Source organism: Candidatus Margulisiibacteriota bacterium, from assembly GCA_003242895.1.
In the GTDB taxonomy this organism is placed as follows: domain Bacteria; phylum Margulisbacteria; class Riflemargulisbacteria; order GWF2-39-127; family GWF2-39-127; genus GWF2-39-127.
This window is the reverse complement of sequence record QKMY01000031.1, coordinates 1-13,599: the sequence shown is the minus strand read 5'-3', so window position 1 is coordinate 13,599 and position 13,599 is coordinate 1. Positions and strand designations below refer to the sequence as shown.

The 13,599-nt window shown below is 37.2% G+C and carries 11 protein-coding genes; 3 read left to right on the top strand and 8 right to left on the bottom strand.

Annotated features, from left to right (window positions below; genetic code table 11):
* Positions 1-45: 45 nt before the first annotated feature.
* The 6 genes from DKM50_04405 to DKM50_04380 form a co-directional block, all read right to left on the bottom strand.
* A complete protein-coding gene (locus DKM50_04405; protein PZM82099.1) occupies positions 46-687 on the bottom strand; it encodes a site-2 protease family protein in 642 nt (213 codons plus the stop codon).
* Positions 688-807: 120 nt separating this feature from the next.
* A complete protein-coding gene (gene xerD / locus DKM50_04400) occupies positions 808-1,704 on the bottom strand; it encodes a site-specific tyrosine recombinase XerD (GenBank protein ID PZM81993.1) in 897 nt (298 codons plus the stop codon).
* Complete coding sequence (locus DKM50_04395; GenBank protein ID PZM81992.1) at positions 1,694-2,812, bottom strand: hypothetical protein; 1,119 nt, start codon at positions 2,810-2,812, stop codon at positions 1,694-1,696. The genes xerD and DKM50_04395 overlap by 11 nt, the downstream gene beginning before the upstream one ends.
* Positions 2,813-2,897: 85 nt before the next feature.
* On the bottom strand, positions 2,898-4,295 hold the full coding sequence (locus tag DKM50_04390) for a hypothetical protein (GenBank protein ID PZM81991.1): 1,398 nt from the start codon (positions 4,293-4,295) through the stop codon (positions 2,898-2,900).
* A gap of 2 nt (positions 4,296-4,297) precedes the next feature.
* Complete coding sequence (gene rlmN, locus DKM50_04385; GenBank protein PZM81990.1) at positions 4,298-5,332, bottom strand: 23S rRNA (adenine(2503)-C(2))-methyltransferase RlmN; 1,035 nt, start codon at positions 5,330-5,332, stop codon at positions 4,298-4,300.
* A complete protein-coding gene (locus tag DKM50_04380; GenBank protein PZM81989.1) occupies positions 5,333-5,908 on the bottom strand; it encodes a peptidylprolyl isomerase in 576 nt (191 codons plus the stop codon). It abuts the gene before it with no gap.
* Positions 5,909-6,230: 322 nt separating this feature from the next.
* On the opposite strand from DKM50_04380, the gene DKM50_04375 reads away from it, so the two are divergent.
* The 3 genes from DKM50_04375 to DKM50_04365 all read left to right on the top strand — a co-directional run bounded on the left by DKM50_04375 (position 6,231) and on the right by DKM50_04365 (position 12,290).
* Positions 6,231-7,856, top strand: coding sequence for a hypothetical protein (locus DKM50_04375; protein ID PZM81988.1), 1,626 nt, complete (start codon positions 6,231-6,233; stop codon positions 7,854-7,856).
* Positions 7,857-8,696: 840 nt separating this feature from the next.
* The gene (locus DKM50_04370; protein PZM81987.1) at positions 8,697-9,524 is read left to right on the top strand and encodes an MBL fold metallo-hydrolase; all 828 of its coding nucleotides are present in this window, start codon (positions 8,697-8,699) and stop codon (positions 9,522-9,524) included.
* 153 nt (positions 9,525-9,677) lie between these two features.
* The gene (locus DKM50_04365; GenBank protein PZM81986.1) at positions 9,678-12,290 is read left to right on the top strand and encodes a hypothetical protein; all 2,613 of its coding nucleotides are present in this window, start codon (positions 9,678-9,680) and stop codon (positions 12,288-12,290) included.
* Between the two features lie 85 nt (positions 12,291-12,375).
* On the opposite strand, the gene DKM50_04360 is transcribed toward DKM50_04365, so the two are convergent.
* Together DKM50_04360 and DKM50_04355 are read right to left on the bottom strand one after the other, a co-directional pair.
* Positions 12,376-12,756 (bottom strand): hypothetical protein, encoded by a 381-nt coding sequence (locus DKM50_04360; protein PZM82098.1) that lies wholly within the window; start codon positions 12,754-12,756, stop codon positions 12,376-12,378.
* 39 nt (positions 12,757-12,795) lie between these two features.
* Positions 12,796-13,419: a hypothetical protein gene (locus tag DKM50_04355; protein ID PZM81985.1), complete on the bottom strand. Its 624-nt coding sequence runs from the start codon at positions 13,417-13,419 to the stop codon at positions 12,796-12,798.
* Positions 13,420-13,599: the final 180 nt, after the last annotated feature.

Sequence of the window (13,599 nt, the reverse complement as noted above, 5' to 3'; positions counted from 1 at the left end):
AAATTTTTGTACAATAAAGCTTATTAACTTAAACTACGGCATTGATTAATACATCAAATTTCCTATGACATATATTATCAGTTTATAAACATAATCAAAAGCGTCTCTAAAAAAGTAAAGAACTATGAAAATCAGAAGAATTCCATATGGTTCCAATTTGTCAAAGAGCACTTGAAGTCTTGAAGGCATAAAAAAACGAAGGATTCTTGAACCATCAAGCGGCGGTATTGGAATGAGATTAAAAAAGGCTAGTAGAAAGTTATAAAAGACTCCCCACCCTAATACAGTTATAGCGACCGCGATAATTGAACTTGCAATTGTGGGCACCTGATAATTAATTGTCATTAAAAGAACTCGCCCGATTAATATTAAAAACAGCCCTTGAATGATATTCGATAATGGCCCTGCGGCTGCGACCAGTACCATACTGGTTTTGGGATTGCGCATATTCATTGTATTAACCGGTACCGGCTTCGCCCATCCGAAAACTACCGGAGAGTTACTCAATCGGAGGAGAAGCGGTAAAATAATTGTCCCGACAGGATCTATATGTTTTAGGGGATTAAGCGTTAATCTTCCACTTCTCTTTGCTGTCGTATCACCAAAAAAAAATGCGACATATCCATGAGCAACTTCATGTATAATTATAGAAAAAATGAGCGTAATGAAAATGAGGATATTTATTATTATAGAAACGAGCAAATAAACTTCTCCTCCTAATGCTATCGATGATACCGATTAAACAACTAACACATTTTATTACATATCATGAAAAGATTAAAGAACTATTATGAAAAAGGGTATTAACTATCCTCGAGGATGGGATTTGAAATATACCTCTTTCAAGTATTTCTTACTAACACCGGTATATATCTGAGTGGTCGAGATGTTTTTGTGGCCAAGCATCTCCTGAACGCTTCGCAGGTCAGCGTTATTTTCGAGTAAATGTGTGGCGAAACTATGTCGCATCGTGTGTGGCGAAATATGTTTATCGGACTTTAGATAGGCACTATATTTCTTTATGATAGCCCAGATACTGACGCGGGATATCTTATTTCCTGACCTGTTTAAAAACAAGTGGTCTTCTTTCTCATTCTTACTGAGAACTGGCCTCGATTGAGCTAAATAGACCTGCAGCATAGCATGTGCGTGTTTACCAATTGGAACGAATCGTTCTTTGTTTCCTTTCCCAAGACATTTGATAAACCCTGATTCCACCTGAACATCTGAAAGCTTAAGACAAACGATTTCGGTTACCCGCATTCCGCTCCCATACAGCATCTCAATTATCGCCTTGTCACGAATCTCCATAGGGTTGTTGATGTCCATGGAATCAAGCAATTGCTTCATGTCTCGTTGACTTAATGCTTTAGGCAATACTTTGGGCAACTTGGGAAACTCTATTAGGTCGGATGGATTATCAGAGATAATATTCTCAACAATTAAAAATTTAAAAAAAGTTTTTATTGAAGCTAGCTTCCGGCTGATCGTTCTTACGGATTTTCCATTCTTTTTCATAAAAATCACATAATTATTGATAATTGTAATCGTAAGCAGCGTAATTGGTTGACCTTTAAAGAACCTATTGAGTTGAACAAGATCTTCCTTATAGGCGGATAAAGTATTATCGGAAAAACCTTTTTCGTATTTGAGGAAAATCAGAAAATTTTCTAATAAAAATGGTATTGTTTTGTTATCGGTCATTATAACCTGTAGCCAGTTCCAAAAGTACACTGACAAGATTATTCAAATTCTTGATAGATATTTTCTCTTCTTTGGTGTGAACATTTTCCATACCGGTACCGAGCACAATTGAGGGGATACCGATTGAATTAAAAACGTTAGCATCGCTTCCGCCACCGGAATACACAATCGAGTGATGTATACCGGCTCGTTCAATCGCTGCTATCAAATATTTCATTGGGTCATCCGCAGCTGTAAAGCTGTAGCCATTATATTCTCTTTTGTGGAAAAACGAGTATTTAACACCTAGCAATTTACAATTTTTGTCGATAGCGGTTTTAATTTTACTAAGCTCAGCTTCCATTTTATATTCGATAAGACTTCGAACTTCACCTTTGAACGATGTAAGTTCCGGGACAATATTGGTAGCTGATCCACCGGAAATCATTCCAATATTAACTGTGGTCTCATGGTCTATACGTCCGACCTCCATCGATGCAATTGCCCGGCTTGCAGCGAATATAGCACTCTTGCCTTTCTCTGGCTCTATCCCTGCATGTGCAGCTTGACCATATATTTCAACCTTAAAACTTTCTTGAAAAGGAGCTTGATTAACAATTGTGCCGATATCACCACCGCTATCAAGGACATAGCAATAATCAGCTTTATGATGATTAAGATTAAGGTATTTTGCCCCGACAAGCCCGATTTCTTCTGCACAAGTAAAAACGATAAGCAGTGGCAAATGCGGAATATTTCGTTCTTTTAATATACGAACTGCCTCTATTATACCGGCAATTCCTGCTTTATCATCAGCACCGAGGATTGTAGTTCTATCACTTCGAATATACGAATCCTCAACAACAGGCACGATATTATCACCAGGAATTACGGTATCCATATGCGCACTCAGCATAATGACAGGACTATCGGTTTTTCCAGGTATATAGATGATTATGTTATCAGAATTACAATCAGTACAAGGAGCACTTCCATCATATTCCGGATTAAATCCAAGATCTGTAAATAAATGAAATAAATACTGGGAAATACTTTTTTCATTTTTTGATGGGCTTGATATTCGAATAAGCTTCAGAAACTCGTTTAAGTGCCGCTCAGTGTTCAGCATAAAAAACCTTTACAATCAATTTTCTATCCAAACCCATTGTAACATATTAGAGTTCTTACAGCAAAATAAATATACGCTAACGCATTTATATTTCTCTATAAAAACTACCGGCATGTTTATCAGGATTGCGGGTACTTTTTATAAGAGACAATTCACTTATCAGATTAACTTGATAGTTTACAGGGAAATTTGGCTGCATTAATGTTAGGACCTTTTTAAGATATTTAAGGTTATTCTTCGGTTCAATCCGGTCGATATCTTCAAAGAAAAAACCACAGCTGGTAAACATTAACTGACAATAATAAACAGCTTCAAGATACCGTATTAAGCTGTTTTTAGAATCATCCTCAAGACGGTTACGAGGATTGGCTTTGTCACAAAACAGATTAAAAGTGGCTAGCCCTTTTTTATAGTTTATATATTCCAGAATAAGCTTATCCGGAAACTCAAAGTAGTACGAGGCAAAGGTGAGATACGATGAATATACATCTTTTTTTACAGTGTCAAAAATATTCCATAATGCTTCCGTCCAACTATTATCCTTTATATAACATTCCCGTTGGTAAATGCAGGATTTGCTGGTCAGGTTACAGCTTCCGCGCCATCGTTTGAGATGATTAAAGCACGTCCAACTCGTATTATTTTTTAGACGAGTCTCCGGAAGCTTATTTATCTTGTCCAGATAATGGGACGGCAGCACTGTCGGGTGAGCTTGTAATACTCTCGCAAGGACATTTTCCCTGCCCTTCATATGATGACCGAAAAATTCTCCATCGGAAACAAGAGTGACAGCTTTATTTTGCTTCTCTGTATTATAGGCATAATCGACATGCGACAGCAATCCGTATTCTATAAAACTTGAAGCAGAGAATCGTTTCTTATAATTGATAAGTAATCGCGTTAAAGGATCGTTATAGAGGAAAACAATGAGGTCCTTGTTATCGACCTTAATGACGTGTGGTATCTCTTTTTCGATCCGGTCATTAACTTGCCATGGTGCGAGGAAAATATACTTTATCCCGTGCCGGACTAATAACCGCAATGTCGCATCATCGACAGCAGTTTCGGGCAGCCAGAAACCGAGAGGTTGACGCCGGAACCGGTATTTGAAGTCACAAATACCCCAGTATATCTGCACTTCTTTGTCAAAATCATCCAACAAAGGCAGGATTACATGATTATATCCCTGAGCAATTGCATTTCCGGTACCTGTCCTAACGCATAGGGAATTATCAATCGCAAGATATTTCTCATAAGTATCCCTAGCCTTCAATTCCATCCAGTCTGCGAGTGTCGGACCTATATTGAAACTTATTTTATCGATATTCCCAAGCCGGACATTTGGTTTATAACATTCATCAAGAATCTTTTCGTTAAAATTAGAATAAGGCTGTGAACCATATTCTTGCGGTATCACTCCGGAAAAGGGATCTACTCGGGAAGGCTGGTAAAAATGCGTATGGACACAAAGAGGTATCCTCACAGCTACTTACCTGCAAGTTGACCGCATGCTCCGAAGATATCCTGTCCAGTACTATGTCTCACGGTAACACTTATCTCGTTTTTTAATAAAATATTCTTGAAATTACTCACCTTTGTGGACGGTACAAACTTAGGATCAAGATCAGGACTCGGATTGAAACCTATAAGGTTAACATGAGAAATAAGCATCTTCATAAGCTTAGACAAGTCTGTTGCATCTTTTTCCGAATCATTGATCCCTTCAAGCAATATATACTCAAAAGTGATCCGTCTTCCTGATTTCTTCTGGCAATATTCTGCTGTTTCCATTAGTTTCTTGATCGGGTATTTTTCATTAATCGGCATCAGAGAACTTCGGACATGGTTGCTTGTTGCGTTGAGCGATATGGCAATATTAACCCCGAGCTCAGAATCCGCAAGCTTTATAAGATTAGGGATCATACCTGCAGTTGAGACCGTTATCTTACGAGCGCCTATACCTATTGAATTAGGATCATTGATAATCCTGATACTCTGAATAACATTATCAATATTTATCAGCGGCTCGCCCATCCCCATAAACACGATATAATCAACATTTTTCCCTTCACGGAGAATAGCCAGGACTTGCTCCACGATCTCGTGCGATTTAAGGTTGCGCTTGAAGCCTTGGGCACCTGTCGCACAAAAAACACAGCCTTGAGCACACCCAACCTGCGAAGAAATACAAACGGTGCTATGGTCGATAGAAGGTATAAACACGCTTTCAACTAGAGACCCGTCTTCAAGCTTGAAAACATACTTCGTTGTTTTACTTTTTCCTGAAGTTTTTTTATCAGCGATCTCATGAGTGGATATATAGGCAACTTCTGACAACACTTCCCTATCCCGCTTGGATAGATTGGTCATTGCATTAAAATCAGTCACGTATTTTTTATATATCCACTGCCATATGATCTTTGCTTTATATTTTTCTATATCGTTTTCCAGAATAAACTCTTCGAGCTGTTTGGAATTTAATTTTTTTAAATCTTTTTTATCATCCACGTTTATCACCAATTATTTAGCCTTAGCTTTATCTTTAGCTTTACCTTTTTCAATTATTTTGACACTTTTCATTTTGTCGCCTATCTGAATTTTATCGACAATATCCATTCCCTTTGCAACTTGACCGAATACTGTGTATTGACCATCAAGATATGGTTGAGGCTCAAGGCAAATATAGAACTGGCTGCCGGCACTATCCGGATCCATACTTCTTGCCATTGCAACAGTACCTTTTAGATGCGGATTTTTGTTAAATTCTGCTTTGATCTGATATCCTGGACCACCGGTACCATTCCCCGACGGATCTCCACCTTGCGCTACGAACTTCGGAACGACACGGTGAAATGTCAGTCCGTCATAATAATTCTTTTCTGTAAGCTCAATGAAATTAGCAACGGTATTCGGTGCCTCTTTTGGAAAAAAATCGATGACGATTTCTCCGCCTTTTTCCATAGTGATAACTGCTTGTTGTTTTACCATTTTATCAATCCTCTCTTTCGTTATTTTGAAATCATTTGTTAATTCGGCATAAGCTATGCCTGTTATTACTGTTATTGCTGCAAGTACTAATCCGATATGTTTCTTCATAATAATATACCCCCTCTCAGTATTCATTGCTCATCCATTATACCAAATTGAAGAGTATTTTATAATACGTTAAGTTTTTTTACTCTTAATTTAAGGTTAAATGCATTAGATTTACATGAATATCTAAAGAATATAAAGAGAATAGATTATGCCCATTCATTAAAAAACAACCACAATTAATAGCCTCACAACAAAAAAACAAGATGTTTTTAAAGGAAAAACAGAAGATTTACATAGTTAAAGCTCGTTTCTCGTCGCATTTGATATTGTGGTATACTAATTTATATAGTGCTACTGAATGTTGCAGATAAGGGATTAGAATATGACAAAATTCATTATTACAAACAACAGAAGCTTGCAGCTCCAAATCAAAGAGCTCAATGAACTCAACATATTATTTGATGAAGTTATCTATATAAGCAACATGATCAGCTTGCCTGCAAAAATAATAGTTTACAGCCCATTACTCGTTATTCTTGTTCAGGAAAGTTTTGATACCCATTTAATTGAAACAATTAACACAATCAAAGCAGATATAAGGTTTCCGCAGTGTAACATTGTCTTGGTGACCGACAAGGTCATTTTTCCTGATATTAAGCACTACATAACAAAAACCCTGCCGATTTCCTATACATCAGCGCAACTTGTTCAAACCGTTTTAGATGTCATCACACATGACGTTGATCAGGAATCAGATTACGCAAAAGAACAAAAAGCACTGGCACCCAAAGACGCTGAAAAATTTAACAAAGCAATAATAAAAGTGATAGAGGAGAGAGAGGAACGATTAAAACTCGCACAAGAGAGTACGCTTACTGATAAGATCGAAAACGAAAAATCCGAGTTAAAGACCGCCTTTAATAATTATGAAGAAGAGTTATTTGCAGGAATCTCCGGAGCCGCTGAGATTAAAAATATTATGGACCGATATTATAACAACAAGCGCAACCAGGATGAAGACACACCTTTACAACCGCAATTGATCGTTCAGTTCTGGGCACTTTATAAACAAATAGCCTATCAAGCAATAAACTCTGCGTCACTTTCTCTGCAAAAAAGAATGTTCTTGCGTTACGGCATCATTGATATCAGGCTTGTTTCGGAACAACTGATAGAGTATATCTGCGAAAGCCCGTATTCCAATATATATAATGATCCGGTCTATTACTTTGATGAATGGCTGCCGGGCATCTATAAAGGTAAACGGGAAATAAGCCTTGTAGATGAAATTAAAACGAGATTAACCTCAAAGGAATATAAGAATATGAAAGGTGATCCGGCATTACGGCATGAACTGGACACTTTAAAATTCATGGCAAAAATCAGTGCCGGGAAAAGAGGACTTAAGTTACCAATATTGGATAGCGCAAGCATTGGGAACCATAAAGATGTTCTTTGCACAAGAACAAAAGTAGCCACGCATATCAAAAAAGTCGACGAAATCATTGATCCTACAATTTTTCAAAGAGCTACTTTAGATGGAATTAAACATGTCCCCCCTGTAGTTCTTATTACGCCGGGATATGGACTCCATTCCATGTGCTGGCAAATTTGCGACAAGAATGATCGCGACTATGGTCCCGCCCGCATTGTATGTCCCCTGGTAAGCCATAAAAGTATTGAGGTGTCTGTAATTGCCGGGCTAGCGTCATTCCGCTGGGAGTACGCCAAATTCGTCATGCCGTCTTCATGGGAAAAAGAAGGCCCTATAGCTGACTATTATAGAATCTATGGTAATCCTCGAAGCGACTTATTAGAATCTTATATCAGGGATTATTCTATCTGGGTAACAAAAGAATCTGAAAATCGTACAATCCTCTCCAAGGACCTTCGCCGCTATTTCTGGGTAAAAGCTCCCTTTGGAAAAGATATTGTCAGCAAAGTGAAAGACAACCTCTCCTTCCGCGACCTATACCTGAACCGGCTTAAACATCATTGCTTAATATAGCATGACTGCAACCTTTTTCTTCAGCGTTCTATTAGAATTAGTTTTAGCCTCTGACAACTTAAGAGGTTCAGAGTTGATAGTGAGTTCCTGTTTCATTCTGTAGGCTTTCCGTAGTCAGAACAGGAGACTAACCCTTTGTCCTTTTACTTTTCTATTTTCCAGGGCATGGTCTATCGTAAAAAAAGAAACTATCCTGCCTTAGATTTTTGAAAAAAATATTCTTCTCATAAACCCGAAAAAAAGTCTTGTTTTTCTTAGCGAATCTGATAATATACCGGCTACGAAAAGTGCAATTAATTGGTTTGATATACCATCTTTAGACTTTAACCGGGCAGTTCAATTCTACTCAGACATACTGGGGGGCCCCATCAAAGTCAGCGAATTTATGGGACAAAAACTTGGCTTTTTCCCAATGAGCCCGGACGGTGAAGTGGGTGGAGATTTAGTTCCACCATCACCAAATTATGTTCCGTCAAAAGATGGGACCCGTGTATATCTCAATTGAGAAGGAAAACTTGATGAAGTAGCAGCTCGCGTAGAGACAGCCGGAGGCAAAATAGTAGCACCAAAGTTCTCTATTGGAGAGGAAGGATTCATTGTTATAATCCAAGACACTGAAGGAAATACGGTAGGTCTTCACAGTCCCAAATAACAGGTCACTTGGCTCTGCCATGCATATCAATGGAACGAACCAAACCATTGATACCAGCATCCAGCCATCCCCCAACAAAATTTACCAATTGACTTACCAAAGCATAGGTATATTATCTCGATAATTATAGCCGGTTGCTGCTAATTCGAATAAGCAATTAGGTATAATAAAATGAAGGGAGCATACTAATGAACAACCAACTTTCAATCGACACGTTCATTGGCGGGGAAAACGCCTTTTTCATCACCTCAACAATTATTTCCGGAGCAAGGGACGCGGTCCTGATAGATGCCCAATTCACCAAAACCGATGCTCTCAAACTGGCTAAAAAGATCAAAGATTCCGGCAAAAATCTGACAACAGTATATGTCACGCATGGTCACCCTGACCATTACTGGGGCTTCACTGTGCTATCCGAACAATTCCCGGAAGCACAATTCATTACGGCACCTGAGGTCCTCGATGTCATTGAAGAAACCTTCGCTGCTAAAATCGCACAATGGAAGCCGGTATATGGCGAGGAAGTTCCTGACGTACCTATCGAACCGGTCGCCTACGATGATGATGCAATTGACCTAGAAGGAAACCAGCTAAGAATACTTCACGTCGGACAGGGAGACGTACGATCTTCAACGGTAGTCTGGATACCAGTGTTATCAGCAATTGCAGGAGGAGATATTGCCTATAACGGGACTCACGTGTGGCTGGCTGAGACTGACAACGAACAGCGCCTAAAATGGATAAATAACCTTGAGCACCTCGCAGATATGAATCCCAAAACTGTCATTGCCGGACACAAGCAACCAGGCAGCGACGACGAAGGAATCCATGTACTCCTAACAGAAACTCGCAATTATATAACAACTTTCAATTCAGCCATTCTTCAAAGTTCCAATGCCCGGGAACTAATCAAGATAATGACAGAGAAATACCCTGACCGCGCACTCCATATTATCTTGGAAATTGCAGCCAATAATGTATTCCCACCCGAATCAAAAGAAGCTAGAGCTGCCTAAGAAGTATAAGCCACAGACTAATCTTCCTCCTCAATTACAAATCAGGAGTCATTCCTCATAAAATTAATTAAGTTGTTTATCTGCAATTATTTACAAGTTACCTCGATAAATTAATTGTCCACAATATACAAAACTATACTATAAGGGAAAATTATGGAAACCAAAATAATTAATATCTCGGCAGCTGTAAATAGAGTAAAAACAAATAAGCAAATAATTGAATCTATTAAAAATAGAATAAAGTTTCTTATGCAGATGATCAACATTCCAATCCAATACACACAGGATATCAATTATTTGTTCCCTCAACCTTATAATAAGAGGGACAAAACAAGTATTGTAGAAGATATAAAAGATAGTACGGAAATAAAAAAAACCAGCACTATCTCACTCGTCGATTATGGTTCTGTTACTCATGACTCATTTTTCGAGTTAGTTACTTCAACTAGCCTTATGAGGCAATGGAAAGATAATTCTTATAAAGATTTAAGAAAGAAAATTGCTTATAAAACTCTATATATTTATCAAAATTGGATTCTAGAAAACAAAATCATAGGTTCACTGAGTTATGTTGGAGGAGGTAAAGTCGGACATATTAAATTAGATCCCGGCTCGGCGTTATTTTATGTCGTTAACTCTCATAGCAAAAAGATTATTTTAGTTGGGATTGGGTTACATAAAGACAAAAAAGACCCCTATTATTCTGCCAGTCAGAATAATAATATTTTTTCTATATATAAAGAAGAACATATCAGGGAAATGTATACTGACGCAACAGGGATTAAACAGCTACTAGGCACAGAACTCATTAAGGATTATACCCTAGACCAAGCTATAACCAGTTTCACGGAATCCTTCACCATCAACAAAAAAAAAACAAAGGTCAATACTTCAAAACTCGAAGATTCATTGAGCATAACAAAATCGTATTTAATGGCTTCCGCAAAACAAGCGACTCAAGAATTCACCGAAGTTTTCTGGGATGAATTTGATGACAATAGCCGATTAACTGAACTTAAGGATTATGTCGCTCAACTGATAAATCCCGAAATAGCTTCACTAGAAAATGAAACCATAGAAAACGAACTGCAAACTGAGATTAATGACTACATTTCCAAATTTTACCAAAATGTTCTTCAGGAAAAAAACAAGGATCGAATCAATGCTGATAATGTGGGTACAGTTATCGAATATCCGCAAGTCACCATCGATAAAAACCAGAAGCATACGCTGGAAATGGTAGAAAAAAGTATAACGGATGCCGTTAATATTTTGGTAGCTTGGGGAGTATTGAATCAGGATGGAAAAGAACAGGTAGAAGCCGGATTGAATCAATGGAAAATAGATTTTAGAACCCCCTATTATCTCACGGGAGAAGTAGAAACATTTAACACTGCATTACGTACTCTAAAGAATATCAGGGCTAATATTAATACCCTCGTAAGTTTGATAAACGACAGGAATAGTAAAATTATAGAAGATAGTTGTACTATGGGAAACACCATATTAGAAACAATAGAAGCTGAGATTCCTGTAGAATGGCAGAAAACTAATATAATTGACCAGTTGAGCAGCAAATTAAAACAAATTAAGAACCTGTCATTACAAAAAATTTATGAGAGTACTATATACGACCTTAAATCAATTCCGGAAAAAAATTTCTTCTACAGTTGTGTCAAATCACTGTTAGAGTATCTGGACGAATTATCACAAATAATAACTATTAAAAATTCATTCGATACTCTGAAAAGAAAAGGCGTTTTATACAACTTGGAAATCGGTTCAATTATGATCGCGCCAGTAAAACAGGAACATACCACGCTTGTCAATCTGATTGAGTCATTACAAAAAAACATAGATATTTACACGACCCTAATTAAGCACAAAGAGATAGATTATCTTAATGACGTAGCAAAAAAAATGAATATTCTAAATGATTCTATTCAGGGAATGCTACAAGATATGCAACACCGCTTTGAGACAACCTCTCAAGACTTAAGCGAAGCAGCATCGCTTGAATCCCCTCTCATTAAAAATTTTTTAAGAACTTTGATAAAATACAGAGGCAGTTTGTTGAAAGAGATTGACAAGACTAAATTCAACAAAGCTAGACTACCTCTTCGAAAACTATTAGACGAAATTAAAGTTTTAGGTGTCTTAAGTACTCAAGGACCAAATGGACTTAATAATACCCTAAGCGATTTCATTATTAAGATAACAGAACAGAGAAAACAACTGCACCAGATGTTAGAGCTAACGTATATCTGCGATGAAAATCATGAAAAAGTACGCGAAAACAGGATTAGAGGATTCAAGCACTTGATCGTCCAAAGTATGGGAGTCATAGATATATCATCTAAATCTTTTAAGTCACTTTTGTTAATTTCGACATTGGTCAATTCCAAAGAGTTTAAAAAACTAGGAAATATTGCCCAATACGTAGATGTTTCTGATTCTAAAAACCTAAATGAGGACCCTATAATTGATTTTAATATTCCTTATATTAAGCTGTTTCTCCCAAATATAAATGCGCACAACAAAATATATGAAATAAACGAATGGCTCAAAACCGTCGAAAAACAAGAGGTAGTTCCTGATCTGCAAAGCAGCTTCGAGGAGCTTATCGAGAAGCTTAAAAAAATGGACATAGAAAGTCAATCGTTAACAAAAAACTTTAAAATCAAAACGTTAGAAGAACTCACAAAAATAATCGATCAAACCCAGGAGAAACAAAACAAAGCTGCTGACAAACCAGATATATTATAATCAATAATTCAATAAAGAAGGGTCTCAATTATCAGCAGTTTTAAGAACTAGAAATTCTGATTATCCAGGTTAAATACAAATTGGTTTACTTGTTTTCTGATTGGTATTGTGTCAGCAACTCCAGTTTGGCTGCTCCGTGTTTTTGCGCAATACTCAAGACTTTTGCAACGATTCCGTAGTTGGTATTCCTATCGGCATTTACGATCACAGCTGCCTTATCAGCAAGCAAAACCTCAATCTGAGACTCAAAAGAAGCGAGACTTTGCTCTTTATCATTTAAGTATATTTTATTAGATTCGGTAATAACTATTTTTACGTTATCGCTCTGTGTTACGGGATTGCTTAATTGCGTCTTGGGTAGTTTTACTTTGATTGCTGACTGAATAAGGACCGGAGCTGTAACCATGAACGTAATTAATATAACCAGTACAATATCAGTAAATGGTATAATATTAATTTCTGACATCAGTTTTTTCGAATTATCTTGAAATTTAAGCATAAGTAATTATTCCGTTAGTAATTCAATGGCTTCAGAGCTAGCTATCTCGAGCTCTTTTAGAAAAAGTTGGATTTTATGGGTAAAGTAGTTAAAAGCAATTACCGCCGGTATCGCAACGAATAATCCTGCAGCTGTATTGATAAGGGCTTCTGCAATTCCGTTCGATACAAGATTAGAAGAATAAGCGTCAGTAAGGGATAATGAATGAAACGTTTTAATTATGCCTACAACAGTACCAAAAAGACCGATAAACGGGCTAATACTTCCTAGTGTCGCAAGGATGCTTAATCTCTTTTCAAGGTAGAGCGCTAACTTCGCACCATTTCTTTGCATCGCTTCTTCTATCACTATTTTTTGCTTATCTTTTCGTTCTATCGCTGACAAAAACAAGTTGCCTACAACTGACATATTCTCTTCACACATAGCTAACGCTTCGTCGTATTTGTGCTTTTTAAGTTTGAATATGAGTGGAGGAATGAACTTTTTTGTCTTGCTTTTCAGGTTAACCATAACTATGAACCGCTCCAGCATAACCGAAAAGGAAACAACTGAGCAGATTGATAATAGCAACAGAACATAGCCACCCTGTTGCAGGAACTCCATGATACTCATATTTTGAAACATATTCATCCCCTACTGAAAATTTATATAACGATTTATTTAATTATAACAGAGTCTATATAAGCTAACAATAAAGATAATCTCCCCCGAATCAAATCATCTAAAATCTAACCGAAGCCGATAGTAATCTATCAAATCAAAATCTGACCAAGATATGAGCAAAAGCGAATATAGGTTAGGCGAACTAAA